Annotated in this window: 30 protein-coding genes and 1 other RNA gene; 22 read left to right on the plus strand and 9 right to left on the minus strand. The window is 63.8% G+C overall.

Going from position 1 to position 26,156, the window contains the following annotated elements; genetic code table 11:
- Nucleotides 1-51: 51 nt before the first annotated feature.
- A complete protein-coding gene (locus QX071_RS10505; RefSeq protein ID WP_315700889.1) occupies nt 52-567 on the minus strand; it encodes an SspB family protein in 516 nt (171 codons plus the stop codon).
- 186 nt (nt 568-753) lie between these two features.
- Nucleotides 754-1,110, minus strand: a transfer-messenger RNA (tmRNA) gene (ssrA, locus tag QX071_RS10510).
- 95 nt (nt 1,111-1,205) lie between these two features.
- Between ssrA and QX071_RS10515 the strand changes: the two genes are divergently transcribed.
- The 11 genes from QX071_RS10515 (at nt 1,206) to QX071_RS10565 (ending at nt 11,028) form a co-directional block, all read left to right on the plus strand.
- Nucleotides 1,206-1,802, plus strand: coding sequence for a chromate transporter (locus QX071_RS10515; RefSeq protein ID WP_315700888.1), 597 nt, complete (start codon nt 1,206-1,208; stop codon nt 1,800-1,802).
- Nucleotides 1,799-2,332, plus strand: a complete 534-nt coding sequence (locus QX071_RS10520; RefSeq protein ID WP_315700887.1) for a chromate transporter — start codon at nt 1,799-1,801, stop codon at nt 2,330-2,332. The genes QX071_RS10515 and QX071_RS10520 overlap by 4 nt, the downstream gene beginning before the upstream one ends.
- Nucleotides 2,333-2,431: 99 nt before the next feature.
- The gene (locus tag QX071_RS10525) at nt 2,432-3,211 is read left to right on the plus strand and encodes a tripartite tricarboxylate transporter TctB family protein (RefSeq protein WP_315700886.1); all 780 of its coding nucleotides are present in this window, start codon (nt 2,432-2,434) and stop codon (nt 3,209-3,211) included.
- A gap of 8 nt (nt 3,212-3,219) precedes the next feature.
- Nucleotides 3,220-4,731, plus strand: a complete 1,512-nt coding sequence (locus tag QX071_RS10530; RefSeq protein ID WP_315700885.1) for a tripartite tricarboxylate transporter permease — start codon at nt 3,220-3,222, stop codon at nt 4,729-4,731.
- 150 nt (nt 4,732-4,881) lie between these two features.
- Complete coding sequence (locus QX071_RS10535; protein ID WP_315700884.1) at nt 4,882-5,676, plus strand: thymidylate synthase; 795 nt, start codon at nt 4,882-4,884, stop codon at nt 5,674-5,676.
- A gap of 4 nt (nt 5,677-5,680) precedes the next feature.
- A complete protein-coding gene (locus tag QX071_RS10540) occupies nt 5,681-6,166 on the plus strand; it encodes a GNAT family N-acetyltransferase (protein WP_315700883.1) in 486 nt (161 codons plus the stop codon).
- Nucleotides 6,163-6,675 (plus strand): dihydrofolate reductase, encoded by a 513-nt coding sequence (locus QX071_RS10545; RefSeq protein WP_315700882.1) that lies wholly within the window; start codon nt 6,163-6,165, stop codon nt 6,673-6,675. The genes QX071_RS10540 and QX071_RS10545 overlap by 4 nt, the downstream gene beginning before the upstream one ends.
- 256 nt (nt 6,676-6,931) lie before the next feature.
- Complete coding sequence (gene hflK, locus QX071_RS10550) at nt 6,932-8,086, plus strand: FtsH protease activity modulator HflK (RefSeq protein ID WP_315700881.1); 1,155 nt, start codon at nt 6,932-6,934, stop codon at nt 8,084-8,086.
- Nucleotides 8,083-9,009, plus strand: a complete 927-nt coding sequence (gene hflC / locus QX071_RS10555) for a protease modulator HflC (protein ID WP_315700880.1) — start codon at nt 8,083-8,085, stop codon at nt 9,007-9,009. Before hflK ends, hflC begins: the two co-directional genes overlap by 4 nt.
- 122 nt (nt 9,010-9,131) lie before the next feature.
- Nucleotides 9,132-9,338 (plus strand): DUF2065 domain-containing protein, encoded by a 207-nt coding sequence (locus tag QX071_RS10560; protein ID WP_315700879.1) that lies wholly within the window; start codon nt 9,132-9,134, stop codon nt 9,336-9,338.
- A gap of 193 nt (nt 9,339-9,531) precedes the next feature.
- Nucleotides 9,532-11,028 (plus strand): Do family serine endopeptidase, encoded by a 1,497-nt coding sequence (locus QX071_RS10565; RefSeq protein WP_315700878.1) that lies wholly within the window; start codon nt 9,532-9,534, stop codon nt 11,026-11,028.
- Between the two features lie 731 nt (nt 11,029-11,759).
- Here the strand turns inward: QX071_RS10565 and arsH are convergent.
- The 4 genes from arsH to QX071_RS10585 form a co-directional block, all read right to left on the minus strand.
- Nucleotides 11,760-12,473 carry an arsenical resistance protein ArsH gene (gene arsH / locus QX071_RS10570; RefSeq protein WP_409997635.1) on the minus strand — a complete coding sequence of 238 codons (714 nt, stop codon included), beginning with the start codon at nt 12,471-12,473 and terminating at the stop codon, nt 11,760-11,762.
- 176 nt (nt 12,474-12,649) lie between these two features.
- A complete protein-coding gene (locus QX071_RS10575; protein ID WP_315700877.1) occupies nt 12,650-12,886 on the minus strand; it encodes a thioredoxin family protein in 237 nt (78 codons plus the stop codon).
- 12 nt (nt 12,887-12,898) lie between these two features.
- Nucleotides 12,899-13,954 (minus strand): permease, encoded by a 1,056-nt coding sequence (locus QX071_RS10580; protein WP_315700876.1) that lies wholly within the window; start codon nt 13,952-13,954, stop codon nt 12,899-12,901.
- Nucleotides 13,951-14,247 (minus strand): metalloregulator ArsR/SmtB family transcription factor, encoded by a 297-nt coding sequence (locus QX071_RS10585; RefSeq protein WP_315700875.1) that lies wholly within the window; start codon nt 14,245-14,247, stop codon nt 13,951-13,953. Before QX071_RS10585 ends, QX071_RS10580 begins: the two co-directional genes overlap by 4 nt.
- A gap of 107 nt (nt 14,248-14,354) precedes the next feature.
- Between QX071_RS10585 and QX071_RS10590 the strand changes: the two genes are divergently transcribed.
- Nucleotides 14,355-14,885, plus strand: coding sequence for a helix-turn-helix domain-containing protein (locus QX071_RS10590; RefSeq protein WP_315700874.1), 531 nt, complete (start codon nt 14,355-14,357; stop codon nt 14,883-14,885).
- A gap of 12 nt (nt 14,886-14,897) precedes the next feature.
- Nucleotides 14,898-16,160, plus strand: coding sequence for a beta-ketoacyl-ACP synthase II (gene fabF, locus QX071_RS10595; RefSeq protein ID WP_315700873.1), 1,263 nt, complete (start codon nt 14,898-14,900; stop codon nt 16,158-16,160).
- An 89-nt stretch (nt 16,161-16,249) separates the two neighbouring features.
- On the opposite strand, the gene QX071_RS10600 is transcribed toward fabF, so the two are convergent.
- From QX071_RS10600 to serB, 3 genes are all read right to left on the minus strand, one after another.
- Entirely contained in the window at nt 16,250-16,537 is a 288-nt protein-coding gene (locus QX071_RS10600) for a hypothetical protein (protein ID WP_315700872.1), read from the minus strand.
- A gap of 263 nt (nt 16,538-16,800) precedes the next feature.
- Nucleotides 16,801-17,235: a GNAT family N-acetyltransferase gene (locus QX071_RS10605; protein WP_315700871.1), complete on the minus strand. Its 435-nt coding sequence runs from the start codon at nt 17,233-17,235 to the stop codon at nt 16,801-16,803.
- 70 nt (nt 17,236-17,305) lie between these two features.
- The gene (gene serB / locus QX071_RS10610) at nt 17,306-18,196 is read right to left on the minus strand and encodes a phosphoserine phosphatase SerB (RefSeq protein WP_315700870.1); all 891 of its coding nucleotides are present in this window, start codon (nt 18,194-18,196) and stop codon (nt 17,306-17,308) included.
- A gap of 16 nt (nt 18,197-18,212) precedes the next feature.
- Between serB and miaA the strand changes: the two genes are divergently transcribed.
- The 9 genes from miaA to QX071_RS10655 all read left to right on the plus strand — a co-directional run bounded on the left by miaA (nt 18,213) and on the right by QX071_RS10655 (nt 26,154).
- Entirely contained in the window at nt 18,213-19,139 is a 927-nt protein-coding gene (miaA, locus tag QX071_RS10615) for a tRNA (adenosine(37)-N6)-dimethylallyltransferase MiaA (RefSeq protein WP_315700869.1), read from the plus strand.
- Between the two features lie 31 nt (nt 19,140-19,170).
- Nucleotides 19,171-19,428 (plus strand): FitA-like ribbon-helix-helix domain-containing protein, encoded by a 258-nt coding sequence (locus QX071_RS10620; protein ID WP_315700868.1) that lies wholly within the window; start codon nt 19,171-19,173, stop codon nt 19,426-19,428.
- Nucleotides 19,425-19,850 carry a PIN domain-containing protein gene (locus QX071_RS10625; RefSeq protein WP_315700867.1) on the plus strand — a complete coding sequence of 142 codons (426 nt, stop codon included), beginning with the start codon at nt 19,425-19,427 and terminating at the stop codon, nt 19,848-19,850. Before QX071_RS10620 ends, QX071_RS10625 begins: the two co-directional genes overlap by 4 nt.
- 496 nt (nt 19,851-20,346) lie before the next feature.
- Nucleotides 20,347-22,116, plus strand: a complete 1,770-nt coding sequence (locus tag QX071_RS10630) for an acetolactate synthase 3 large subunit (RefSeq protein WP_315700866.1) — start codon at nt 20,347-20,349, stop codon at nt 22,114-22,116.
- 151 nt (nt 22,117-22,267) lie between these two features.
- On the plus strand, nt 22,268-22,810 hold the full coding sequence (ilvN, locus tag QX071_RS10635) for an acetolactate synthase small subunit (protein ID WP_315700865.1): 543 nt from the start codon (nt 22,268-22,270) through the stop codon (nt 22,808-22,810).
- A 3-nt stretch (nt 22,811-22,813) separates the two neighbouring features.
- The gene (locus QX071_RS10640; RefSeq protein ID WP_315700864.1) at nt 22,814-23,503 is read left to right on the plus strand and encodes a class I SAM-dependent methyltransferase; all 690 of its coding nucleotides are present in this window, start codon (nt 22,814-22,816) and stop codon (nt 23,501-23,503) included.
- A 5-nt stretch (nt 23,504-23,508) separates the two neighbouring features.
- Nucleotides 23,509-24,111, plus strand: coding sequence for a LysE family translocator (locus QX071_RS10645; protein ID WP_315700863.1), 603 nt, complete (start codon nt 23,509-23,511; stop codon nt 24,109-24,111).
- Nucleotides 24,112-24,261: 150 nt separating this feature from the next.
- Nucleotides 24,262-25,281 carry a ketol-acid reductoisomerase gene (ilvC, locus tag QX071_RS10650; protein ID WP_315700862.1) on the plus strand — a complete coding sequence of 340 codons (1,020 nt, stop codon included), beginning with the start codon at nt 24,262-24,264 and terminating at the stop codon, nt 25,279-25,281.
- Nucleotides 25,282-25,884: 603 nt separating this feature from the next.
- The gene (locus tag QX071_RS10655; protein ID WP_315700861.1) at nt 25,885-26,154 is read left to right on the plus strand and encodes a hypothetical protein; all 270 of its coding nucleotides are present in this window, start codon (nt 25,885-25,887) and stop codon (nt 26,152-26,154) included.
- Nucleotides 26,155-26,156 lie beyond the last annotated feature (2 nt).

The following is a 26,156-nucleotide window of genomic DNA, read 5'->3' on the forward strand; positions in this document are numbered from 1 at the left end:
AATTAACTGAAATCGTGGCCGTTCCGCGGGACCTATTTTTGCGGATACGGCCTATTTCTTGCGGAAACGATCCAGCCGCACGACCTCCGCACCCTCGCTCGGCGGCTCGGGCTTCTCCGGCTCGGACGCCGCTGCCGGAGCAGGGGCGACAGTCGCGGAGGCGGCAGGGGATGCCGGCAATGTCGTGCCGGACGTCGTCTCGGCCCCCGTTTCGGACGGCTCGAATTGCAGGCCGAACTGCACCGAAGGGTCGAAGAAGCTCTTGATGGCGTGGAAGGGGACGACCAGCCGCTCCGGAATGCCGCCGAACGACAGGCCGACCTCGAAGCGGTCCTCGGTGACCTCGAGATCCCAGAACTGGTGCTGCAGGATGATCGTCATCTCGTCCGGATACTGGGCGAGCAGCCGTGGCGACAGCTTCACCCCTTCGGCCTTCGAGAGGAAAGTGATGAAGAAATGGTGCTCGCCGGGAAGGCCATGCGCGGCAGCATCGCTCAACACCCGGCGCAGTACGCCGCGCAGGGCGTCGCGTGCCAACACGTCGTAACGAATATGATCCGTCGCCATGATCGGTCCTGTATTCTGATGGTGCCGAGAGCCGGCCTGCGCCTAAGGGGACCGACTCGGGATTTTTGCCATCGTAACCCGACGGGCGGCAGAGGTCAGCATCCATCCCATGCCCGCGGTCACATGATCAGGTGAGAAATGAGAGCGGAGATCCCGACAGAAAAGGCCGGATCGCCGCAAGGAAGAAGTGGAGGCTTCTGTTGCCAGGTGCCTCCGGACCCCGCCTAGCGGAGCTTAACCCGCTAGGACTTTAAAGTGGTCTTTCAAACTGCGTTACGCAGCCTGAGCAACCGGAGCAAAGTTGTCGTTGGCAACTATTGCAGTAGCCCGATAACGGCGGAACAATACCGGGAAAAAGCTCGCCCTTTACGCCCTCGTCGATCCTATTTCGCCCCCGCCGAAACCCGCCGGAAATGGCGGGCTTGGGTGGAGGCGCCGGGTACCGCCCCCGGGTCCGAATGGTTTATTTCGACGGCGATTTATTTCCATAGCCGGCAAGCCGGCACCCCCAATATAGGGGGAGGGCGGTGAGAATGACAGTGCCCTTGGGGCCGCATTGGCGGACAAAAATGTGGGCGATCGCGGGAACAGATCGATTTGGATTGGTCCAGCCGACGAAGCGGCCCTAGATTGGCCGTATGTCGTCCCAAGCCGTGCCGGCGGCTCCTGCCGCACCGGATATCCACAACTCTCCGCCCAGTCTGGCTGTGCTCTTTATCGCATTTGCGAAGATGTCCCTGTCGGGCTTCGGCGGCGTCCTCGTGTTCGCCCGCCGTGCCATCGTCGAGGAACATCGCTGGATGACTGCGGAGGAGTTCAACGAGACCTTCGCGCTGTGTCATTTCCTGCCCGGGCCGAACATCGTCAATCTTTCCCTGGTGTTCGGCTCGAGGTTTCGAGGCATCGCCGGCGGAGTGGCCGCCTTTGCCGGGCTGGTCGGTCCGCCGATGCTGCTGGTCACGGCTTTGGCCGCCATCTACAGCCATTTCGGTCAGGTCGACGGCCTGAGGCGCGTGCTCGCCGGGGTCTCCTGCGCGGCGGTGGGCCTGCTCGTCTCCGCCGTGTTCCGGATGATGTTGCCGCTCTTGAAAAAACGTGACGTGCTGGGTCTGCTCGTGATGGGGGCGGTCTTCGCCGCGATCGGGCTGTCGCGGCTACCGCTGCCGGCCGTGCTGTTGGTCGCCATCCCGGTCAGCCTTGCGATCACCTATGCCAAGATCCGGTGGGCCAGATGAGTGATGACGGCAATCCGCTGTTCCAGCTGTTCTGGACCTTTGCCCTGATCTCGCTGTTCGCGGTCGGTGGGGCCAACGCCGCGATTCCGGAGATGCACCGCATCGCCGTCGACGTCCGGCATTGGATGACCGACAAACAGTTCGCCGATGCGTTTGCGATCTCGCAGATGTCGCCGGGCCCTAACGTCCTTATTGTCACCTTGATCGGCTATGTGGTCGCTGGTGTCACTGGCGCCGTCGTCGCTACGGTCGCAATGTGCGGGCCGACTGCCGCGCTCGCCTATGTCGTCAGCCGATGGCTCTCCCATTCGCGCAATGCGCGCTGGCCTGCGATCCTGCAGGCGGCCCTGGTGCCGCTCTCGATCGGACTGATGGCCGCAAGCGCATTGGTTCTGGCGCAGACCTCCGACCGGACCTGGACAGCCGTCTCGATCACGATCGCCGCGGCGCTCGTTGCCTCCCTGACACGTCTCAATCCGGTGTGGCTGCTTGTCGCCGGCGGTTGCCTGGGTTTCGCTGGCCTTCTCTAGGGAAAGCGATTACGCAGTACGAAGTGGCTCCTCGCCGAGCCCAACCGACGAACAAGAAGATTTTCGGCCACAAAGGCCGACCGGGGAGGAACATCGGACATGGCCGAAACAACGGGCCATCTGCCGGGTGGAGCAACTGCGGCATCGTCCGCGCGCAACCTGACCGGCGCCCTGGTCATTCTGCTGCTCGCCTTCGCGCCGCAGCTTGTCGAATTGCTGATCGCGCTGGCTGGATTGATCGTGCCTCTGTCCGGGCGCGGCCCGTTGCAGGTCCTCTCCGCCCATTCGGGCGCGCTCACGCAAGCAATTCCGACATTGGTGCAGCAAGCGGCCGGAGGGAGCAGGATTGCGCTGTCGTCCGATATGCTGCTGGCGGTGATCTACACCACTCCGCTGCTCGCCCTCGCGCTGTTCACGCGGCTCGCCCGGATTCGCGCGCCGCAGGACTATTATGGCGGCGTGGCGCTGATGGCCCTCGCCTTGTTTGCGTTGTGGGCCTCGAGCGACCTGCAGGGCATGCGCGGCTTTTCATTTGGCCCGGGGACCGCGCCGCGCATGCTGGGCGTGCTGCTGTTGGGGCTGGGCGCCGTGGTCGCTACCATCGGTGTGATCGCCGACGGCCCGGATATCATGCCGTATCACTGGCGCGGCCCTCTGTTCGTGTTCTTGGCCATTCTGACCTTTGCTGTCGCTATTCGTCCTTTGGGACTGGTGATCGCCGGGCTCGCCAGCTTTCTGATCTCCGCACTCGGCAGTTCGGAGACACGCTGGGGTGAGACGCTGGTCGTGGGCATCGCGCTCACCATCGGCTGTGCGCTGCTGTTCCCCTATGTGCTGGGGCTGCCGATGCCGCTGGTTCCGCGTTTCCTGGTGCCGTGAGGGCTTGAATGCTGGAGCTGTTCACGAACCTCGGGCACGGTTTCGCAGTCGCCGTCAGCCCGCTCAATCTGCTGCTCTGCCTGATCGGTGCGCTGGTCGGCACTTTGGTCGGCGTGCTGCCCGGCATCGGCACCATCGCCACGGTGGCGATGCTGCTGCCGATCACCTTCGGGCTGCCGCCGGTCGGCGCGCTGATCATGCTCGCCGGCATCTATTACGGGGCGCAATATGGCGGCTCGACGACCTCGATCCTGGTGAACATCCCGGGTGAGGCGACCTCCGTCGTCACCACGCTCGACGGGTTCCAGATGGCCAAGCAGGGGCGCGCGGGACCTGCGCTGTCGATTGCCGCGATCGGCTCGTTCATTGCCGGCTGTGCTGCGACCGTGCTGATCGCCGTACTCGGCGCCCCGCTGACGTCGATTGCGCTGGCTTTCGGCCCGGCTGAATATTTTTCGCTGATGGTGCTCGGCCTGATCTTCGCCGTGGTGCTCGCCAAGGGCAGTGTTCTCAAGGCGGTCGCGATGATCGCGCTCGGACTGCTGCTCTCGATGGTCGGCTCCGACATCGAGACCGGGGCCTCGCGCATGGCCTTCAACATTCCGGAGCTCGCCGACGGGCTCGGCTTCGCCACCGTCGCGATGGGCGTGTTCGGCTTTGCCGAGATCATTCGCAACCTCGATGCTGGTGCGGAGGGGGATCGCGAACTGGTGCAGCAGAAGATCACCGGCCTGATGCCGACGCGGAAGGACCTGATCGAATCCGCGCCGGCAATCTTTCGCGGCACCGTGCTGGGCTCGATTCTCGGCATCCTGCCCGGCGGAGGCGCGGTGATCGCGTCCTTTGCCGCCTACACTTTCGAGAAGAAGATTGCGCGCGATCCGTCGCGCTTCGGCCGCGGCGCCATCGCAGGCGTTGCGGCGCCGGAGAGCGCCAACAATGCGGCAGCGCAGACCTCCTTCATTCCGCTGCTCACGCTCGGCATTCCCCCGAATGCGGTGATGGCTCTGATGGTCGGTGCGATGACCATCCATGGCATCGTGCCGGGACCGCAGGTGATGCAGAAGCAGCCGGACCTGGTCTGGGGCATGATCGCCTCGATGTGGATCGGCAATCTGATGCTGATCATCATCAACCTGCCGCTGGTCGGGATCTGGGTGCGGCTGTTGCGGGTGCCCTACCGGCTGATGTTTCCCTCCATCGTGGTGTTCTGCGTGATCGGCATCTACTCGATCAACAATGCGCCCGTGGACGTCATCCTGGCCGGTGCCTTCGGTCTGTTCGGCTACTGGCTGATCAAGCACGATTTCGAGCCGGCGCCGCTGCTGCTCGGCATGGTGCTCGGGCCGTTGATGGAGGAGAACCTGCGCCGGGCGCTCTTGATCTCGCGCGGCGACTGGTCGGTGTTTCTCACCCGCCCGCTCTCGGCCTCGCTTCTGGTGGTAGCCGCCGTGCTCCTGGTGCTGGCGGTGTTGCCGATCCTGCGCCGCAAGCGCGACGAGGTGTTCGTGGAATCCTGACGAAAGCTGGCGGTTGTGGGTTCCGTCGCCGGACTTGCGGGCTGGTGCCGATGCTTTCCGGTGTATATTTGCTGGGGAGAGCGGCGAGTCGCGGCTGTCGGTCCGGCACCGGCTCCGCTACACCTGCGCCTTTGAAAGCGGCATCCGGCCATGCACCAATATCACGACCTGCTTGAACGCATCCTCGCCGATGGCGCGGAGAAGCATGACCGCACCGGCACCGGCACGCTGTCGGTGTTCGGCCACCAGATGCGCTTCAATCTTGCGGCCGGCTTTCCGCTGCTGACCACCAAGCGCCTGCCGCTGAAGGCGATCGTGCACGAGCTCCTGTGGTTCCTCAAGGGCGACACCAACATCAAATATCTGCACGATCACGGCGTCACCATCTGGGACGAGTGGGCCGATGCCAATGGCGATCTCGGCCCGGTCTATGGCTATCAGTGGCGGTCATGGCCGACCCCTGACGGCGGTCATATCGATCAGATCACCGATGTGATCGACATGATCAAGCGCAACCCGGATTCGCGGCGCCTGATCGTCACCGCCTGGAATCCGGCCGATGTCGGCAAGATGGCGTTGCCGCCGTGCCATTGCCTGTTCCAGTTCTACGTGGTGAACGGGAAGCTGTCGTGCCAGCTCTATCAGCGCTCGGCCGACGTCTTCCTCGGTGTGCCGTTCAACATCGCCTCCTATGCGCTGTTGACGCTGATGGTGGCGCAGGTCACGGGCTTGAAGCCGGGCGAGTTCGTGCACTCCTTCGGCGACGTGCACCTCTATTCCAACCACATCGAGCAGGCCCGTCTGCAGCTCACCCGCGCGCCGCGTCCGCTTCCGGTGATCAAGCTCAATCCGGACGTGAACGACCTCTTCGCCTTCACTTACGAGGACTTCACGCTGGAGGGCTACGACCCGCATCCGCACATCAAGGCCGAAGTGGCGGTGTGAGGGCATGACGCTTCTGATCCGCCGCGCCAGGCCGGGCGACGCTGCAACGGTGTTCGCTCTCGTCAAGGAATTGGCTGACTACGAGAAGCTGTCGCACGAGGTCGAGGCGACAGAGTCTGACATCGCCGAGGCGCTGTTTGGCGAGAGCCCGCGTCTGTTCTGCGAGATCGCCGAATGGAACGGCGAGGTCGCGGGTTTTGCGGTGTGGTTCATGAATTTCTCCACCTTCGCAGGCCGCCACGGCATCTATCTCGAGGACCTCTATGTGCGGCCGGCATTCCGCCGCAACCGCATCGGCCAGGCGCTGCTCGGCTATCTCGCGCTGGAATGCGTCGCGCGCGGCTGGGCGCGGCTGCAATGGTCGGTGCTCGATTGGAACGCGCCGTCGATCACGTTCTACAAATCGCTCGGGGCCGAGCTGATGGACGACTGGACGCTCTGCAAGGTGACGGGACCCGCACTAAGCAAGCTCGCCGAGCGCGCGCCATGATCGAGATCGTGCTCATCGTCGCCATGGCCGACAACGGTGTCATCGGCGCGGCCGGCGCGATCCCGTGGCGGCAGAAGAGCGACATGCTCCGCTTCAAGGGGATGACGATGGGGCGGCCGATCGTGATGGGCCGCAAGACGTTTACCTCGTTTCCGCGCCGGCCGCTGCCGGGGCGGACCAACATCGTCGTCACCCGTGATCCAGATTTTCGCGCCCCGGGCGCCGTCGTCACCCATTCGGTCGCGGAGGCGCTGAGCATCGCCCGCGGCGATGCGCTGCGGCGTTCAGCCGCGGAGATCGCGGTCATTGGGGGCGCCGAGATCTATGTGCAAACGATGCCGCACGCAGACCGGCTTGAGATCACCGAAGTGCATATGAGCCCGACCGGCGACACTGTTTTTCCCTCGATCGAGCGTTCGCAATGGAAGGAAGTCGCGCGCGAAACCCACCCCTCGGGCCCGGACGATCAAGCCGCATTTTCCTATGTGACTTACCGCCGCAAGCGGTAAGCTGATTGCGCGCGCGCCGCATCGCGAGTGGCTGTCAAGATAATCCGTTAAGGATGAACTTGCGCCGCTTGAGGGCGCGCGACCGACCGTCAGGCCGCGGCAAAGCAACGCTGTGCCTCTGTTTACATTGACAAAAGCCGGTTCGGGCTTAGCTGGAGCGCTACATTGTAAGGGGCTTGGCCGTCCCTTATAAAGCCCGCCGACGTTGCGAGGCTGGCTGCCTCAGGCGCCATCCGCCTCTCGAAGGAGATCATCGATGCCGTGGAAGAATCAGGGCGGAGGCCCTTGGGGTCAGGGTCCGAAGGGGCCCTGGGGCTCCGGACCGCAACCGGGCGGTCCAAGGCCCCCCGACCTGGAGGATCTCCTGCGGCGTGGCCAGGACCGCCTGCAGCAGATGCTGCCGGGCGGACAGTTCGGCAGCGTCGGCGTCGCGCTGATCGTGTTCGGCGCGATCGCGATCTGGCTGTTGTCGGGCTTCTATCGCGTGCAGTCGGAGGAGCTCGGCGTCGTGCTGCGCTTCGGCAAATATGTCCGCGATGAGCAGCCCGGCCTCCGTTATCACCTGCCGTACCCGATCGAAACCGTCTATCTGCCGAAGGCGCTGCGCGTGAACACGATCGCGATCGGGGTGACCCTTGGCGACGATGCGGGACGACGCAATCGCGGCGGTCGCGACGTGCCGGAAGAAAGCCTGATGCTGACCGGCGACGAGAACATCGTCGACGTCGATTTCACCGTGCTGTGGCGCATCAAGCCGAAGGGCGCGGCGGATTTCCTGTTCAACATCCAGAACCCCGAAGGCACCGTGAAGGCGGTGGCCGAAAGCGCGATGCGCGAGGTGGTCGGTCGCTCCAACATCCAGCCGATCCTGACCGGTGCCCGCACCCAGATCGAGCAGAACGTGCAGGAACTGATGCAGAAGACGCTCGACAATTACGGCTCGGGCATCCAGGTGACGCAGGTGCAGATGCAGAAGGTCGATCCGCCGGCGCAGGTGATCGCGGCGTTCCGCGACGTACAGGCGGCGCGCGCCGATCTCGAAAAGGCGCAGAACGAGGCCCAGACCTACGCCAACAAGGTCGTCCCCGACGCTCGTGGTCGCGGCGCGCAGATCGTGCAGAACGCCGAGGGCTACCAGCAGCAGGCGATTGCCGAAGCCAAGGGCCAGAGCGCGCGTTTTCTCAAGGTCTATGAGGAATACAAGAAGGCGCCCGACGTGACCCGCGAACGCATCTATCTCGAAACCATGGAGCGCGTGCTCGGCGGGGCCGACAAGCTCGTGCTCGACAGCGGCCAGGGCCCCGTGCCGCTGCTGCCGCTCGGCGATCTTGCGCCGCGTCGGCAAGGCGTAACCGGCGCGCTCGGCGCGACCACCGGATCGAGCACGTCGCAGAGCGGAGGCGTCCGATGAGGTCTCCCGTTGCAGGAATCGTCACGCTGGTGGCGGTGCTCGTGCTTGCGATCATCGGCTACAGCTCGGTCTTCACCGTGCAACAGACCGAGCAGGCGCTGGTGGTGCGGTTCGGCAAGCCGGTCGACGTCGCGACCGAGCCCGGCCTGCACTTCAAGGCGCCGTTCGTTGACACGGTCATCTCGATCGACAAGCGTATCCTCGACCTGGAGAACCCTTCTCAGGAGGTGATCGCTTCGGATCAGAAGCGGCTTGTGGTCGACGCCTTCGCGCGCTACCGGATCAAGAACCCGCTGCAGTTCTACCAGACCGTCGGCTCGATCCAGACCGGCAATCTGCAGCTCGGAACGCTGCTCAACGCGGCCCTGCGCCGCGTGCTCGGCGAAGTGACCTTCATCCAGGTCGTACGCGACGAGCGCGAAGCGCTGATGCGCAAGATTCGCGACCAGCTCGACCACGAGGCCGACGCCTACGGCATCGAAGTGGTCGACGTCCGTATCCGCCGTGCCGACCTGCCCGACGCCAACAGCCAGGCGGTCTATGACCGCATGAACAGCGAGCGTCAACGTGAAGCGGCCGAGTTCCGCGCGCTCGGCGGCCAGAAGGCGCAGGAGATCAGGTCGAAGGCCGACCGTGAGGCGACCGTGATCGTGGCGGAGGCCAATTCCCAGGCCGAGCAGATTCGCGGCACCGGCGATGCCGAGCGCAACCGGCTGTTCGCCGAAGCCTACGGCAACGACCCGGATTTCTTCGCCTTCTATCGCTCGATGACGGCCTATGAGAACGGGCTCAAGCCGGGCGAGACCCGCTTCCTGCTGCGGCCGGATTCGGACTTCTTCCGCTACTTCGCCAACCCCGCCGGCAAGCCGGCTACCGGGACTGCTGCGCCGGCAAACACGGCCACACAACCCGGCAAGCCGTGATCGCGGGGCGGGTCCATCAGAGTTGACGGGGGCGAGGCGTCGTTGCTTCGCCCCCAAAGCTCACGGAAAGCCCAGAGAAGACCGACACGGGGCTAACAAGGTTAAAGGGAGGTTCCAATCCGATGAGGTCCTTTGCGTTTTCCGATTTCCTCATCGGATTGGGAATCCTGTTCGTGCTCGAAGGCCTGATGTTCGCAGCCAGCCCGGAGTGGATGCGCAAGGCCATGAAGAGCGCGATGACCACGCCGGACAATATCCTGCGTATGGTCGGAATCGGCTCAGCGCTGGCCGGCCTGATCCTGATCTGGGTGGTCCGGCGGCCGATCTGATCGGCATCTGAAGCGCTCCCGGATTAGGAACGTTGGCGCATCCACGCCATTGTGACGCGCGACAGGCCCCGTTTTGCCGTATTAGGTTGTCTTCAATGAGGAATCCGCCGCGCTCGCCCGCGGCGCTTGCGCCGTCGCCCGCTTCGGGCGCACTGTAGTCTTTCGTATTTCGCCCTTTTGGAGATCCGCCCCTATGATACCCACCCTTGCTTTCAGCCAGCGCCTGCGCCCGATCCTGACCGCCGCCTGTGTTGCGGTGGCCGGCGCGCTGGTGTCGGCACCGGCGCAGGCGCGGGGGCCCGAGGGCATCGCCGATGTCGCCGAAAAGGTGATCGACGCCGTCGTCAACATCTCGACCTCGCAGACCGTCGAGGTCAAGGGTGGGAGCGAGGGCAAGGGCGCAGTTCCGCAATTGCCGCCCGGCTCGCCCTTCGAGGAGTTCTTCGATGACTTCTTCAAGAACCGGCGCGGTCCCGGCGGCAAGGGCGGCGGTGACCTGACGCCGCGGCGGACCAATTCGCTCGGCTCCGGCTTCATCATCGACGAGTCCGGTATCGTGGTGACCAACAATCACGTCATCGCCGACGCCGACGAGATCAACGTCATCATGAACGACGGCACCAAGATCAAGGCCGATATCGTCGGCATCGACAAGAAGACCGACCTCGCGGTGCTGAAGTTCAAGCCGCCGCGGCCGCTGACCGTGGTCAAGTTCGGCGATTCCGACAAGCTCAGGCTCGGCGACTGGGTGGTCGCGATCGGCAACCCCTTCAGCCTCGGTGGCACGGTGACGGCGGGCATCGTCTCGGCCAAGAACCGCGACATCTCCTCCGGTCCCTATGACAGCTACATCCAGACCGACGCGGCCATCAACCGCGGCAATTCCGGCGGTCCGCTGTTCAACCTCGATGGCGAGGTGATCGGCGTCAACACCTTGATCATCTCGCCGTCCGGCGGCTCGATCGGCATCGGCTTCGCCGTGCCGTCGAAGACGGTGGCGGGCGTGGTCGATCAGCTTCGCCAGTTCGGCGAGCTGCGCCGTGGCTGGCTCGGCGTGCGCATCCAGGGCGTCACGGACGAGATCGCCGAGAGCCTCAACATCAAGCCCGCACGCGGCGCGCTCGTCGCTGGCGTCGACGACAAGGGCCCGGCCAAGCCGGCCGGCATCGAGCCCGGCGACGTCGTCGTCAAGTTCGACGGTCACGACATCAAGGAGCCGAAGGACTTGTCGCGCATCGTCGCCGACACCGCGGTCGGCAAGGAGGTCGACGTCGTCATCATCCGCAAGGGCCAGGAGGAGACCCGCAAGGTCACGCTGGGCCGACTCGAGGATCCCGACAAGGCGCAGCCGGCCGCGATCAAGAAGGATGAGCCGGTCGATAAGCCGGTGACGCAAAAGGCGCTCGGCCTCGATCTCGCCGCGCTCTCGAAGGACCTGCGCACGCGCTACAAGATCAAGGACAGCGTCAAGGGCGTCGTCATCACCGGCGTCGACGCCAGCTCGGACGCCGCCGACAAGCGGCTCTCCGCCGGTGACGTCATCGTCGAGGTGGCGCAGGAGGCGGTGACATCCGGCGCCGACATCAAGAAGCGTGTCGATCAGCTGAAGAAGGACGGCAAGAAATCGGTGCTGCTGCTCGTCGCCAACGCCGACGGCGAGCTCCGCTTCGTCGCGGTGAGTTTGCAGTAGCAACGCCTCGTCGCGCTGCGCGGCCAGCTTCCATGGAAAGCCGCGAGCTCTCCATGGGGGGCCGCCAGCATTCCTATAGAAGACGGTGGTCGTCCCCGCGTTCGCGGGGACGACCACCGTATTTCAGGTGAGCACCGCACCCACCATCTCTGACCAGATTCACATCTCAAACAACGGCGGACACGACATCGCATTCCCGCGGCGGATCACGCCCGAGTTCTGCGAACGACATGCCCTTTCGAAAATCGAGAGGGCGCGGGGAATGCCGGGTGAAGGCCTCACCCATGGCCCGCCTGCAGAAAAAAGCAGGCGGCAGTCACCACAGGTGCAGCCGATCAACCGGCATTCCCCGCGCGGCGGTTTTAACGCATATATCGCGATCTCCTCGGTGTGCCGGGCTTGTTAGCCACCGTCGTCAGCAGAATCATCACCTGCGAACTTAGCGCCAGCGTCGGGGCGCCGGGACCACGCGACTTCACGTCCGCATCCGCCTCGTTCGTCCGCGTGAAGATCACGCGCCAAGGCGGTCACGTCCACCGCATCCCCGCCTCACGTGTCGTGACGATCGCGCGCAACGTCCCTCTGCTCGAGGCGGGATGGATGGAGTAGAGCTCAATTTCTGAAAAAGAGAAAGCGATTTATTTTGTTGCCGCCGGACTGGACAGGGCAAATCAGATTGAAATCCCTGCTGAAATTGGCTTTTAGGCGCGACCCGTTTTCGGCCACGCGACTCAAATGGAGGTTTGATTGACCCGCCTTGACAGTTCTTCCGCACTTTCCTTGCGCTCGGAATAGCGATCGACCAGATAGTCGGCCCGGTCGCGTGTCAGAAGCGTGAACTTGGTCAGCTCTTCCATCACGTCGACGAGGCGGTCGTAATAGGCCGACGGCTTCATGCGATCGGCACCGTCGAATTCCATGAAGGCTTTGGGGACCGACGACTGGTTCGGGATGGTGATCAGGCGCATCCAGCGACCGAGCACGCGCAGCTGATTGACCGCGTTGAACGACTGCGAACCGCCGCTGACCTGCATGACGGCGAGTGTCTTCCCTTGCGTCGGTCGCACGGCTCCGAGCGACAGAGGGATCCAGTCGATCTGGGTTTTCATCACGCCAGTCACTGCGCCGTGCCGCTCGGGCGAGCACCAGACCATGCCTTCGCACCAGGTCACGAGATCCAGCAACTCCCGAACCTTCGGATGATCGGGCTCGGCGTCATCCACCAATGGCAGTCCGCGTGGGTTGAAGGTCCGTGTCGCCGCGCCGTAGCGAGCCAGGATCCGCGCGGCTTCTTCGGTCAGGAGCCGACTGAACGAGCGCTGCCGAAGCGATCCATACAGCAGCAGGATACGCGGAGGATGCGAGGATCGCTGGGGCTCCAGGAGCTTCGCCTGATCGATCGGTCGGAAAGAGGCTTCGTCCAACTGTGGCGTCGTGTCAGGCAACCCGGCTTCCTCCGGTATCGGTCAGCGATAGGCCATACTCTTTCGAACGATCCCCGGCGGCGTGGTCGAGGAGGTCCATGTCCCATTTGGACGTTCGGATCACCGGCGGGCCTATTTGCGAACGTTAGAACAGGAACAACTAATCGAAGCAAGGTTGCATGAAGAACGCGCTGCCATTACGCCCCCAGCCATTTCGCCATGTCTTGGGGCTTCGGCAGGCCACCGGCATGAACAACCTTGCCGTCGATCACGACACCCGGGGTTGAGGCGATCCCGAACTTCGCAATCTCGGCGAAGTCCGTCATCTTTTCGAGCTCGATCTCGATGCCGAGCCTCTTTGCTTCGGCCGAAGCCATTTCGGCGGTCTGGACGCAGCGCTTGCAACCGGAGCCTAGAATTTTCACGTTCTTCATGGGTTTGTCCTTTCAGGAGAACAGGGCGTTGAAGAGATAGCCGACTGCGACGATGCCGGTGGCGACGACGCCGACAAAGACGGCGATCAGCCGCAGCTTCAGCACTTTGCGCAGGATGAGCATTTCGGGGAACGAAAGCGCGATCACGCTCATCATGAACGCGAGCACGGTCCCGAGCGCCGCGCCCTTTCCAAGCAGCGCTTCCACCACCGGAATGATCCCCGCGGCATTCGAGTACATGGGCACGCCGATCAGCACGACTGCCGGCACGGACCACCACCGCCCCTTGCCCATGATCGAGGCGAGCAGATCGTTCGGGACATAGCCGTGAATGAACGCGCCGGCGGCGATGCCGACAACGATCCAGAGCCAGACACGTCCGACGATGTCGCGCACCGCCTCGAGGCCGGCCTGAATTCGGTCGACGACCGTTTGAGCATCCGGCGGCAGATCCGTTTCGCCGGCACGCACGTTGCGGACCCAATCCTCGAGCCAGCCTTCGAGGTGGAGGTGTCCGATGATCCATCCTGCAACGATCGCGACGGCCAGACCAAAACCAAGATAGATCGCGGCCACCTTCCAGCCGACGAGCGCGAACAACAGGCCGAGCGCGACCTCATTCACCATGGGTGCGGAAATCAGGAACGAGAAGGTGACGCCGAGCGGCACGCCAGCCGACACGAAGCCGACGAACAGCGGGACGGCCGAGCAGGAGCAGAACGGGGTGAAAACGCCGAGGATTGCGGCAGCAACATTGCCGAGGCCCTGGCGCTCGCCGGCAAGCAGCGCGCGCGTGCGCTCCGGTGAAAAGAAGCTGCGCACGACACCCATGCCGAAAACGACCAGCGTCAGCAGCATCAGGACTTTTGGCGCGTCGAACACGAAGAAGCGCGCCGCTTCGTCCAGATGACTGCCGGGCGTGATCGGCAGCGACGAAACGACCCGCGCCGAGAAGTCTTCCAATTGCCAGTAGATCGCGAACCAGAGGCCGATCGCCGCCACCGTCCCCGCGGCCCACATCAGCGATGAAGCCGTGCGCGCCGGCTCAGCCGAAAGCTCAATCCTCATGCTGCCCTCCTTGCCGGCTCCGGGACGGTCGCCATGACCGCGGCGAGGATCGCGCGCTCGTCCGGCGTCAATTCGGGGCTGAGGTGGTATCGAACCCACTGTGCGTCGCGCCGATCGATCACGAGACCGACGGCTTTCAGGGCGGACATATGCCGGCTCATGCGCGACTGACTCGCGCCGAGCCTGGTCATGAGCTCGCAGACACAGTGCTCGCCGCCATCCCACAGGATGCGCAGCGCGGCGAGGCGGGTCGGTTCGGCAAGGGCAGCCAGAATTGAAACGGTGTTCAACATCCATCCATAATATGCGCTAATGCGCATTTGCGCAATAGCGCATATTAGGTGCTGTCCGTTCTCGTAACTAACTTGCAAAATGAAAGTTACTAGGCTAAGCTTCGCGCATGCAGTCGAAGGAGTTCACACTTGCGGAATGTCCGGCCGCACGCGCAGTCGAGTGCGTCGGCGAGTGGTGGAGCATTCTGATTTTGCGCGATGCCTTCCAGGGATTCACGCGCTTCGACGAGTTTCAGAACAGCCTGGGCATCGCCTCCAACATCCTGTCACGGCGCCTTGCGCATCTGACCGAGGCCGGCTTGTTCGAGCGACGGCTCTATAATGAACGTCCGCCCAGATACGAGTACATCCTCACCGCCAAGGGCCGAGACTTCTTCCCGGTCGTGGTGGCGATGTTCGCGTGGGGAAACAAGCACCTGGCCCCCGAAGGCAAATCGGTCGTGCTGGCCGATCGCAAAACCGGACGCACGCTCGATCCGATCGTGGCGGACGCCCGCAGCAAGACGCCGATCACGCCGGCGAATGCCGTGCTGCTCCCCGGTCCACGCGCAAGCACAGGCATGCGCAGTCGTCTTGCCTCGATCAGGGCGCTGCGCGCGGACGCGTCGTCATCGCCAACGTCGTCTTCGCCAACATAGTAGGGAAACAGCATGCGTCGGATCGTCGTCACCGGCTTGGGTGTGGTGTCCCCTTTGGGATGCGGTGTCGAACTCGCGTGGTCGCGCCTCCTCGCCGGCCGATCAGGGCTTCGCTCGTTGCCCGCCTGGGCCGCGGCGCTGCCGGCTAAGGTCGCCGGGATCGTACCCAGCAAGGTTGAGGATGCCGAAGGCGGCTTCGACGCCGACCGTGCGATCCCGCCCAAGGACCAGCGCAGGATGGATCGGTTCATACTTTTCGCGTTGGCCGCTGCCGCCGAGGCGATCGCACAGGCCGGGTGGGCTCCCGCTGACGCGCACGCGGCCGAGCGAACGGCGACGATCATCGCTTCGGGCATCGGTGGATTTCCGGCTATCGCCGAGGCAGTCAGGACGACCGAGCAGCGGGGCGTACACAGGTTATCGCCGTTCACCGTACCGTCGTTCCTGCCCAATCTCGCCTCTGGTCATGTCAGCATTCGGCATGGATTCAAGGGGCCCATCGGAACGCCGGTGACGGCGTGCGCGGCGGGCGTGCAGGCGATTGGAGACGCCGCACGCCTGATCCGATCAGGCGAAGCCGACATCGCGGTGTGCGGTGGCGCAGAAGCATGCATCCACCCGGTCAGCCTGGGAGGCTTCGCCGCCGCTCGTGCACTATCGACCCACTTCAACGACGCACCAGAGCGCGCGTCGCGGCCGTTCGACAAGGATCGGGATGGCTTCGTCATGGGGGAAGGCGCGGGCATCCTGGTGATCGAGGATTTGGCGAGCGCTCAGGCGCGCGGAGCCGAGCCGATCGCCGAGATCGTTGGCTACGGCACGACGGCTGACGCTTTTCACATCACGTCCGGGCCCGAGGATGGCGAAGGCGCGCGTCGGGCGATGGAGTTCGCACTGCGGCAAGCTGGGCTCGCGCCGGCGGATGTCCAGCATCTCAATGCCCATTCGAGCTCGACGCCGTCCGGCGATAGCAGCGAACTTGAAGCGATCAAGTCGGTGTTCGGACGTGACGGGCGCATTGCCGTGAGCGCCACCAAATCGGCGACCGGCCATCTGCTTGGGGCTGCCGGCGGAGTGGAATCGATCTACACCGTTCTGGCGCTGCGCGATCAGGTCGCGCCTCCGACCCGTAATCTTGATACGCCCGACGCGGCGGCCGAAGGCGTGGATATCGTCGGCGGCGAAGCTCGGCCCATGAGAATGGACCATGCGATCTCGAATGGGTTCGGCTTTGGTGGGGTCAACGCCAGCATCGTGTTCCGGCGCTGGTCGTGACCATTTCACTCCTTACCGCCGATCTGAAGTCCATGATTCGCGTGTGGCGAAATCGATACACGGACTTCAGATCGAGAAGCAGGTGTTGATTAGTTGCGTGCGGCGCCGACCGTGGTGACGGTTGCAGCCGCGGCGCTGCGGTGATGCGGCGTGAGCACCGAAAGCTGGACAGGGGTGGCCGGCATGTTGGCGCGGGTCAGCGTCGCAACGGGGGCCTGCTCGTCGGCGGCAGAGGCACCGACTACGGTGAGCTGGAGCGGCGTGGCCGGAAACGACGAGACGTCGTAGGTGGGGAGTTCGGCTGCAACTGCGGCAGCGCCGTGCAGGACAGCGAAAGCAACGAGTGCGCCGGGGAGGAGATGTTTGGCGAAGGTCATGGAAGCTGGTCCTATGGTTGGCGATTGGTCGATCGCGTGATCCGCAATCGCATTCCGCCTTCCTTGGCCGCTCCCTAAACGTGCATCCCTTCTAACTCATAAGAGCTCTTTTGACAACGATTTTTTTGCAGTGCAGCAAAAGGCAGTTTGGTACCTGTTCAATTCGATCGGCCAATGACGCGATTGCAAGCCGTGATCATTGTCGCTCGATTCACTCCATTAACCACGCGGGATCCGCGCGTGCGATCCGGTTACGGTGGAGCTCAAGGCCGAAGCCTCTTGCGCATCATCACGTGGGAGATGCCTGCTTCGTCGAAGACCGCTCCTTCTTCGATGTATCCAAGCTGCTTATAAAACTCACGTGCCGTGAATTGCGCGGCTAGGATGATTTCCTGGGCGCCGTCGCGGGAAGCCGCGGCCGCGGCGAACTCCATCAACTCTCGTCCAATCCCTTTTTTCCGTGAATGTGCCGATACCGCCATCCTGCCGATCTGCGCCGTGCGTTCATGGCGCACAATGCGCAGCGTTCCAATGACGTGGCCGTCAGAAAGTGCCGCAAGATGAGTGGCGGCCTTGTCGTTCTCATCGACTTCAAGGTCTTCGGGGACACCTTGTTCAATGACGAACACTTGCCGTCGCAAGGCATATACCGCGGACATGAGCTGATCAGTGGCCCGAATCTTGACTATCGTGGTCAATGCCAGCTCCTGTGACTTGGGAGCACGCTCCGTCTTGGCGAGCGGCCAGTTCACATCCCACGTCGGCTGATCAATCCACGAATTCGTCGCGCTTGTAGCCTTGCGCGTAGAGCAGCGCGGTGAGGTCGCCATGGTCGATGCGCGCGCTCGCCGCCGCCGAGACTGCGGGCTTGGCGTGATAGGCAACGCCGAGGCCGGCCGCCTCGATCATGCCGAGATCGTTGGCGCCGTCGCCCACCGCCAGCGTGTCGATCTCGTCGAGATCGAACGACTCGCGCAGTTCGAGCAGGGTGGCGAGCTTGGCGGCGCGGCCAATGATGGGCTCGCGCACTTCGCCAGCGAACTTGCCGCCGTCGATCACCAGCTCATTGGCGCGGTTCTCCTGGAAGCCGAGCTTGGCTGCGATCGCGTTGGTGAACAAGGTGAAGCCGCCCGAGATCAGGCAGGTATAGGCACCGTGCGCGCGCATCGTCATCACGAGCTCGCGGCCGCCCGGCGTCGCCACGATCCGTTTCTTCAGCACCTCGTCGACCACGCTGACCGGCAAGTCTTTCAGCAGTGCGACGCGTTCGCGCAGCGCCGGCTCGAAGGCGATCTCGCCGCGCATCGCGCGTTCGGTGATGGCGGCGACGCGTGGCTTCAGCCCGGCGAAATCGGCGAGCTCGTCGATGCATTCCTGGCCGATCATGGTGGAATCCATGTCGGCGAGAAAAAGCTTCTTGCGCCGGAACGCGGCAGGCTGCACGACGATGTCGATCGGCATGTCGCCGCGCAGGTCGCGCAGGCGAGCCTCGATCGCGTGAACCTCGCCCTCACCGCCGAACGGGATATCGATGGCGACCTCGTCGAACAGCCATTGCGGGGTGCCAGGCGAGGGCAGGACGGCGAGGAAGGCCTCGACAATCGTGGTATCGAGTGCCGGATCGGCCGGATTGCAGATGAAGGTGGCGACGAGAGACATCTAGGGTTTTCTTGAGGTGACTTCGGAGACTGACAACAAAGCCGTGCTTATCGCAGGCCCGACCGCCAGCGGCAAGTCGGCGCTCGCGCTCGAGCTTGCGGAAAAAAACGGCGGCGTCGTCATCAACACCGATTCGATGCAGGTCTATCGCGACCTCCGCGTCTTGACGGCGAGGCCGACGCGCGAGGAAGAAGCGCGCGTGCCGCATCGGCTGTATGGCCATGTCGATGCCAGCGTGAACTATTCGGCCGGACTTTATGTCGCGGATGCCGCAAAGGTGCTGGACGAGGCGCGCGGCGCGGGGCGGCGGCCGATCTTCGTCGGCGGCACCGGCCTCTATTTCAAGGCATTGACGCGCGGTTTGTCGCAGGTGCCGCCGGTGCCCGAGCAGATCCGTGACGCCGTGCGCGCGCGGCTCGATCGCGATGGCGTCGAGGCGCTGCACGCGGAACTGGCGCGGCGCGATCCCGAAGCGGCCGAACGGCTGAAACCGCGCGATCGCACCCGCATTGCCCGCGCGCTCGAAGTGATCGAGGCCACCGGCCGGCCGCTGGCCGACTGGCATGATCAGGCCCAGCCGCCGCTCTTGCGGGAAGGTGAGTATCAAGCGTTGTTCCTGGCGCCCGAGCGCGACGCGCTCTATGCGCGGATCGATGCACGGTTCGACATCATGCTGAAGGCGGGCGCGATCGCGGAGGTCGAGGCTTTGGCTGCGCGTGGCCTCGATCCGCTGTTGCCGGCGATGAAGGCGCATGGCGTGCCGGCGCTGATCCGTTACCTGAAGGGAGAGCTGACGCTGGAGGAGGCCGCGGCGATCGGCAAGGCCGACACCCGTCATTATGCCAAGCGCCAATTCACCTGGTTCCGGCACCAGCTGCCGGAGTTCCAGTGGATGACGCCGGAAGAGGCGAGGGTCTCTGTCTCGGCATTGATGATGAGATGATATCGTGATATCATCTACGTCTGAGGTTCGAATGGCCGATATCCTGATCCGCAAAGTGGACGAGGCGACGAAGGAGCTGCTGCGGCTTCGCGCCGAACGGCGCGGCAAGAGCCTGGAAGCTGACCTGCGCGAGACGCTCGAAAAGCTGGCCCGCGAGGAAGCGGAATCCCCTGATGACGCAGAGCCGTTTGGCAAGTGGCTCTTTGCGATTTCGAGACCAGGTGTCGACCTTGACGAGGCGCTTGAGCTGATTCGGTCAGCGCCTGTTCGGCCAGTTTCGTTCGAATGATCCTCCTGGACACCAACGTCATCTCGGAGGTGCTGAAACTGGCGCCGGCACCACAAGTCATCGGCTGGCTCGACGCAAATTTTTCGAACACTGCTATTTCAAGCATTACGATCTTCGAGCTTGGCGCCGGGCTGGCGTGGCTGAGTGACGGACGGCGAAAAGACAAGCTTCAGAACGCTATCGGCAGGGCGATCCGCCGCTTCGGAACGCGCGTATACGCGTTCGACGCTGCTGCCGCCCAATCGGCCGCACTGCTGTTGGCGCAGGCGCGTGCGCAAGGACATGCACTGCACCAAGTTCCAAAGAAGCTCGCGGACCTTCAGATCGCCGGCATCGCATCGGCCTATGGACTTCAGCTTGCTACACGTAACGTCGGCGACTTCGACGGATTGGGACTGGGGTTGATCAATCCTTGGGAGTGATCGGCGATCGGTGCTGCCCGATGGTGGCGCGATCCCTTGTCCTTCCGGGAGCGCGGAACGCCAACCCGAGACCTAGACGTCTGAGCAGGCTGTCGGTTCGGCCAACCACCGGGAGCAGCAATCTCAAGAGTCGGGTTCGACGGTGGCGCGTCGCCCTGGGGTGACAGCTGACTAAATTCCCTCTCGCCGAACCGCTCAAACCGCGTTAACCTGACAAAATCGCGCGGGTAGCCCTGCTTCGCCTTGACATTGAGGCATCTCGGGCTATGTTCGCGCAACCTTTGGGAAGTCCGCTCGGCATCATGCGCAACTTTATTACCATTCTCCTTATCGCCGTCGTATCCAGGCGCACCGCCGGGGATGGCTAGCGGCCATCTGAAATCCGAGCGGTGCGCAGGGCCTCCAGGGGCCCTTTTTTATTGCCCGAACGACCACGAAGCCGACCGACCACCAGGATACCTCGAAAGCCGTACAAGACAGCGATCCGGAGCCAGCCATGACCGACAAGAGCCACGATCCGAACCAGATGACCGGCGCCGCCATGATCGTGCGCGCGCTCATCGATCACGGCGTGCAGCACATCTTCGGCTATCCCGGCGGCGCGGTGCTTCCGATCTATGACGAGATCTTCCAGCAGAGCGAGGTCCAGCACATCCTGGTCCGCCACGAGCAGGGCGCCGGCCACGCGGCCGAAGGCTATGCGCGCTCGACCGGCAAGCCCGGCGTGGTGCTGGTGACCTCCGGCCCCGGCGCCACCAACATGGTGACGCCGCTGGCGGATGCGTTGATGGATTCGATTCCGTTGGTCTGCATCACCGGGCAGGTGCCCACGCATCTGATCGGCAACGACGCGTTCCAGGAATGCGACACGGTCGGCATCACGAGGCCCTGCACCAAGCACAATTGGCTGGTCCGCAACGTCAACGATCTCGCCAAGGTCCTGCACGAGGCGTTCTATGTCGCGACCTCAGGCCGGCCGGGGCCGGTCGTCGTCGACGTGCCGAAGGACGTGCAGTTCGCCACCGGCACCTATCATCCGCCGCGCAAGTCCGACGTTCACGTCTCCTACGCACCGCGCCTCAAGGGCGATGCGATGCAGATCAGGAAGGCGGTGGCGCTGCTCGCCTCGGCCAAGCGCCCGATCATCTATTCCGGCGGCGGCGTCATCAATTCGGGGCCGGAAGCCTCGAAGCTGCTGCGCGAGCTGGTCGAAGTCACCGGCGTTCCGATCACCTCGACGCTGATGGGACTCGGCGCTTATCCCGCGTCGGGCAAGAACTGGCTCGGCATGCTCGGCATGCATGGCACCTACGAGGCCAACATGGCGATGCATGATTGCGACGTCATGCTGTGCGTCGGTGCGCGCTTCGACGACCGCATCACCGGCCGCACCGACGCGTTCTCGCCGGGCTCGAAGAAGATCCACATCGACATCGATCCGTCCTCGATCAACAAGAACATCCGCGTCGACGTCCCGATCATCGGCGATTGCGGCGACGTGCTCGGCGATATCCTGCAGGTGTTCAAGGCGGAAGCGAAGAAGCCCGACATCAAGGAGTGGTGGGGCGAGATCGCCGCCTGGCGCGCGCGCAACTCGCTGGCCTACAGGGCCAACCGCGAGGTCATCATGCCGCAATATGCGATCCAGCGGCTGTTCGAGCTGACGCGCGGGCGCGACACCTACATCACCACCGAGGTCGGACAGCACCAGATGTGGGCGGCGCAGTTCTACGGCTTCGAGGAGCCGCACCGCTGGATGACGTCGGGCGGTCTCGGGACCATGGGCTACGGCCTGCCGGCCGCGATCGGCGTGCAGGTCGCCCATCCCGACAGCCTCGTCATCGACATCGGAGGCGACGCCTCGGTGCAGATGACGATGCAGGAGATGTCGACCGCCGTGCAGTTCGATCTGCCGGTCAAGATCTTCATCCTCAACAACAGCTACATGGGCATGGTGCGGCAGTGGCAGCAGCTGCTGCACGGCAACCGGCTGTCGCATTCCTACTCCGAGGCGCTGCCGGATTTCGTCAAGCTCGCGGAAGCCTATGGCGGCGTCGGGCTGCAGGTCTCTAAGCCTGCCGATCTCGACGGTGCCATCAAGGAGATGATCTCGGTCAAGAAGCCGGTGCTGTTCGACTGCCGCGTCGCCGCGCTGGAAAACTGCTTCCCGATGATCCCCTCCGGCAAGGCGCATAACGAGATGATCCTGCCCACGGAAGCCTCTGATCCGGCCGCCTTTTTCGCCAGCGGCAAGGCGCTGGTGTGAGGGGCACATTCATGAGGGCATTCGGCCTGCCACAAATACTGTCGTCATGCCCGGGCTTGACTCGGGCATCCAGGAAAGCGCGCCTTCTCTATTAAGACGTGGATGGCCGGGACAAGCCCGGCCATGACGGACGCGAGACACGGGGACAATCATGACACAGCCCGCATCGGCCTATTTCATCGAAGACCGTCAGGATCCGAACGAGACGCACACGCTTGCGATCCTGGTGCAGAACGAGCCCGGCGTGCTGGCGCGCGTCATCGGCCTGTTCTCGGGGCGCGGCTACAACATCGAGAGCCTCACGGTCTCGGAGACCGAGAGCCAGAAGCATCTCTCGCGCATCACTATCGTCACCACCGGAACGCCGATGGTGATCGAGCAGATCAAGCACCAGCTCGATCGCATGATCCCGGTCTACCGCGTCGTCGACATGACGCTGTCGGGCCGCGCCATCGAGCGCGAGCTTGCGATGGTCAAGGTGCACGGCACGGGCGATGCCCGCGTCGAGGCGCTGCGGCTCGCGGATGCGTTCCGGGCCCGGGTGATCGACGCCACCACCGAAAGCTTCGTGTTCGAGATCACCGGCAACACCGGCAAGATCAATCAGTTCATCGACCTGATGCGCCCGCTCGGGCTGGTCGAGGTGTCGCGGACGGGTGTGGCTGCGATCGGGCGGGGACCTGAGGGGATGTGAACCATGCTGGCGCGCGACTGGTACTATAACGAGGGAAGCCGGATCGGTCTGGACCATGCCGTCGCCTCGATCTACGGATCGGCCGACGATGCCGACCTGCGCGCCCGCGCGGCGCTGACGATGCTCGGGGTCAAGCCCGGCTGGCGCGTGGCCGATATCGGGTGCGGCAACGGCGTGCTCGCCTGCGAGGCTGCGCTGATGGGGGCCGAGGTCGACGCCATCGATATTTCGCCTGCGATGCTGGCGCTGGCCAAGCTCTACGCCCGCGACCGGCGTGCAACTGTGCGGCCGCAATCCGCGGGTTTGCTCTCGTTCGCTTATGCGCCGGAAAGCTACGATCTGATCGTCAGCGAGTTCACGCTGCATCACCTGCCCGATTTCTGGAAGGCGGTGGCGCTGTCGCGGATCTTCGCCGCGCTGAAGCCCGGGGCCCATTTCTACCTGCGCGACATCGTCTATGTCAGCGCGCCCGATGGCGCCGAGCGCTCGGTCGAGCAATGGGCCGATTTCAACATCAAGAACCATGATTTCTCGCGCGACAGCGTCATCGCGCATATGCGCGACGAGAACTCGACCTTCGCCTGGGTGATGGAGCGGCTGCTGATAGAAGCCGGCTTCAGGCTCGTGTCTGCCGACTATCACGCGCCGCTGCACGGGACCTATCTCTTGCAGAAGCCAGTGGGGCAGGGCTGAGCGCCATGTCGCAACAATTGCTGTTTGCCTTCGTGATCTTCGCGCTGGTGATGTTCTTCACGCCGGGGCCGAACAACGTCATGCTGTTGTCCTCCGGGGTCACGTTCGGCTTTCGCCGCACGGTGCCGCACATGGCGGGCATCACTTTCGGCTTCGCCTTTATGGTTGCCGCGGTCGGCTTCGGGCTCGGCACCGTGTTCATCGCCTATCCCGTGCTGCAGACCATCCTGAAATATCTTGGCGCCGCCTATCTGATCTACCTCGCCATCGCGATCGCGCTGTCAGGGCGGGTCGAGGCGGGCGCGAGCAGTTCGCGCGGTCCCATGACATTCTGGGGCGCGGCGATCTTCCAATGGGTCAATGCCAAGGGCTGGGTGATGGTGATCGGCACCATCACGGCCTACGCCGCGATCGCGCGCTTTCCGTTCAACATCCTGATCCAGACCGCGATCAGCCTCGCCATGGGCATCGGCTCGACCATCACCTGGACCCTGTTCGGGACTGCGCTGCGGCCGCTCTTGAGCTCCGAACGTGCCGTGCGGGCCTTCAACATCGTCATGGCCGTGCTGCTGCTTGCCTCGCTCTACCCCGTGTTCATGGACGCATGAGGGGCGCCTCCACCATGCGAGATCGGGGTTTCCAAGCCGGCCCAAAATGCTCTAGACACGGGCCGGATTTCGTCCGGGCGCAGCCGCCCGTGCCTCACCCAAGCGTCTGACTTTCCAGCCAATTCCGGCCATCTCAAAGAGGAAACGACAATGCGTGTTTACTACGATCGCGACGCCGATCTGAACCTGATCAAGGGCAAGAAGGTCGTCATCGTCGGCTATGGCAGCCAGGGCCACGCCCATGCGCTGAACCTGAAGGATTCCGGCGTCAAGGAGGTCGCGATCGCGCTGCGCAAGGGCTCCGCATCGGCCAAGAAGGCGGAAGCCGCCGGCTTCAAGGTGATGGAAGTCGCCGAGGCCGCCAAATGGGCCGACCTCGTCATGATGCTGACCCCGGACGAGCTGCAAGGCGACATCTATCGCGAGCACCTGCACGACAACATGAAGAAGGGCGCCGCGCTCGTCTTCGCCCACGGCCTCAACGTGCACTTCAATCTTCTTGATCCACGGGCGGATCTCGACGTGCTGATGATCGCGCCGAAGGGCCCCGGCCACACCGTGCGTTCGGAATATCAGCGCGGCGGCGGCGTGCCCTGCCTGATCGCGATCGCCAAGGATTCCTCCGGCAACGCGCATGATCTCGGCCTGTCCTATGCGTCGGCGATCGGCGGCGGCCGCGCCGGCATCATCGAGACCACGTTCAAGGAGGAATGCGAGACCGACCTGTTCGGCGAGCAGGCCGTGCTCTGCGGCGGCCTGGTCGAGCTGATCAAGGCCGGCTACGAGACGCTGACCGAGGCCGGCTACGCGCCGGAGATGGCGTATTTCGAGTGCCTGCACGAGGTGAAGCTGATCGTCGACCTGATCTATGAAGGTGGCATCGCCAACATGAACTACTCGATCTCCAACACCGCCGAATACGGCGAATATGTCACGGGACCGCGCATCGTCACGGCCGAGACCAAGAAGGAGATGAAGAAGGTGCTCGACGACATCCAGTCCGGCCGCTTCGCGCGCGACTGGATGCTGGAGAACAAGGTCAACCAGACCTCGTTCAAGGCGACCCGCGCCAAGCTCGCTCAGCACCCGATCGAGGAAGTCGGCGCTCGCCTCCGCGACATGATGCCCTGGATCAAGAAGGGCGCGCTGGTCGACAAGAGCAAGAACTAAGCTCGCGGGCGCCAGATCGCCTGGACGCGCTTTCAGGCGGGCGATGCTGACCTCGATGGCCGGGCAGAGTGCGTTGTCGCTCTTGCCCGGCCATCTGCGTTTTGCGGACCGAACTAACCGTCGCCGGATCGAAGCTCCGTAGAAACCCGGGCTAATGGAGACGGAAAATTAAGCCGGGCGGGCTAGCTTTGTTTTCGATGTCGGATGCAGTGCTTCACGTGATGTGTCAGCCGCCGATGATACGGGCTGTGAGGCGTTCCGAAAGCTGAGGCGGCCAAGGATTGGGAGCTGATCCGCAATCTTCGCAAGGCTTGCTCGATGGCGCGCTCTGTCGGCAAACCGCCTGCAGGAACAAGCAGCAAGCCCGGCTTCTTCATCTTCTTCCTTGATCGGAATATCGCCCGCTCCAGATCGGAGCTTGATAGAATTGTGCTTTAATGCACATTCTTGTGTCGGTCGGGTGCGCCCGAGACGCGGGCGTGTTTGTTTTGTATCGGGCGCCGGGCGGAAGGTGTTTCGGGACGTCGACCATCATCACGCCGGCTTCAGATGGCCAGCTGCTTGCGGTCTCGGCGTGCGTCTGATTCCGGGAGGCCAATCCTGATGGCGACGATCGGCAAGACGCCGGCGGAGTTGACCCGGCTGGTCGAGGACGCGATCCGCAGCGAGCCGGGATGCGAGACCGCGCAGGTTCGTGCGGTGACGCTGCTGCCGCATGTCCGCGAGGGGCGCAATTGGCAGATTCCGCAGGTCGTGCTCGGGGACAGCCTGATCAGCGATGTCGATCGCGCCGTGCTGAGCGTGCAGCGCCGGCTGGGGCGCGAGTTTCATCTGATCGCGGACGAGTCCGATCGTGAGGAAGCCCAACGCTGAGA

It is taken from the genome of Bradyrhizobium sp. SZCCHNS1022, assembly GCF_032484835.1.
GTDB lineage: Bacteria > Pseudomonadota > Alphaproteobacteria > Rhizobiales > Xanthobacteraceae > Bradyrhizobium.

Coding starts and splice junctions, on each gene's coding strand:
- QX071_RS10560 (WP_315700879.1), top strand. CDS start 9,132: ATGAGGTCCTTTGCGTTTTCCGATTTCCTCATCGGATTGGGAATCCTG.
- serB (WP_315700870.1), bottom strand. CDS start 18,196: ATGTCTCTCGTCGCCACCTTCATCTGCAATCCGGCCGATCCGGCACTC.
- QX071_RS10645 (WP_315700863.1), top strand. CDS start 23,509: ATGTCGCAACAATTGCTGTTTGCCTTCGTGATCTTCGCGCTGGTGATG.
- hflC (WP_315700880.1), top strand. CDS start 8,083: ATGAGGTCTCCCGTTGCAGGAATCGTCACGCTGGTGGCGGTGCTCGTG.
- QX071_RS10640 (WP_315700864.1), top strand. CDS start 22,814: ATGCTGGCGCGCGACTGGTACTATAACGAGGGAAGCCGGATCGGTCTG.
- fabF (WP_315700873.1), top strand. CDS start 14,898: ATGCGTCGGATCGTCGTCACCGGCTTGGGTGTGGTGTCCCCTTTGGGA.
- hflK (WP_315700881.1), top strand. CDS start 6,932: ATGCCGTGGAAGAATCAGGGCGGAGGCCCTTGGGGTCAGGGTCCGAAG.
- QX071_RS10515 (WP_315700888.1), top strand. CDS start 1,206: ATGTCGTCCCAAGCCGTGCCGGCGGCTCCTGCCGCACCGGATATCCAC.
- QX071_RS10565 (WP_315700878.1), top strand. CDS start 9,532: ATGATACCCACCCTTGCTTTCAGCCAGCGCCTGCGCCCGATCCTGACC.
- QX071_RS10505 (WP_315700889.1), bottom strand. CDS start 567: ATGGCGACGGATCATATTCGTTACGACGTGTTGGCACGCGACGCCCTG.
- QX071_RS10520 (WP_315700887.1), top strand. CDS start 1,799: ATGAGTGATGACGGCAATCCGCTGTTCCAGCTGTTCTGGACCTTTGCC.
- QX071_RS10620 (WP_315700868.1), top strand. CDS start 19,171: ATGGCCGATATCCTGATCCGCAAAGTGGACGAGGCGACGAAGGAGCTG.
- QX071_RS10535 (WP_315700884.1), top strand. CDS start 4,882: ATGCACCAATATCACGACCTGCTTGAACGCATCCTCGCCGATGGCGCG.
- QX071_RS10655 (WP_315700861.1), top strand. CDS start 25,885: ATGGCGACGATCGGCAAGACGCCGGCGGAGTTGACCCGGCTGGTCGAG.
- QX071_RS10625 (WP_315700867.1), top strand. CDS start 19,425: ATGATCCTCCTGGACACCAACGTCATCTCGGAGGTGCTGAAACTGGCG.
- QX071_RS10590 (WP_315700874.1), top strand. CDS start 14,355: ATGCAGTCGAAGGAGTTCACACTTGCGGAATGTCCGGCCGCACGCGCA.
- QX071_RS10530 (WP_315700885.1), top strand. CDS start 3,220: ATGCTGGAGCTGTTCACGAACCTCGGGCACGGTTTCGCAGTCGCCGTC.
- QX071_RS10525 (WP_315700886.1), top strand. CDS start 2,432: ATGGCCGAAACAACGGGCCATCTGCCGGGTGGAGCAACTGCGGCATCG.
- QX071_RS10600 (WP_315700872.1), bottom strand. CDS start 16,537: ATGACCTTCGCCAAACATCTCCTCCCCGGCGCACTCGTTGCTTTCGCT.
- QX071_RS10545 (WP_315700882.1), top strand. CDS start 6,163: ATGATCGAGATCGTGCTCATCGTCGCCATGGCCGACAACGGTGTCATC.
- QX071_RS10580 (WP_315700876.1), bottom strand. CDS start 13,954: ATGAGGATTGAGCTTTCGGCTGAGCCGGCGCGCACGGCTTCATCGCTG.
- QX071_RS10575 (WP_315700877.1), bottom strand. CDS start 12,886: ATGAAGAACGTGAAAATTCTAGGCTCCGGTTGCAAGCGCTGCGTCCAG.
- QX071_RS10630 (WP_315700866.1), top strand. CDS start 20,347: ATGACCGACAAGAGCCACGATCCGAACCAGATGACCGGCGCCGCCATG.
- ilvC (WP_315700862.1), top strand. CDS start 24,262: ATGCGTGTTTACTACGATCGCGACGCCGATCTGAACCTGATCAAGGGC.
- QX071_RS10540 (WP_315700883.1), top strand. CDS start 5,681: ATGACGCTTCTGATCCGCCGCGCCAGGCCGGGCGACGCTGCAACGGTG.
- ilvN (WP_315700865.1), top strand. CDS start 22,268: ATGACACAGCCCGCATCGGCCTATTTCATCGAAGACCGTCAGGATCCG.
- QX071_RS10585 (WP_315700875.1), bottom strand. CDS start 14,247: ATGTTGAACACCGTTTCAATTCTGGCTGCCCTTGCCGAACCGACCCGC.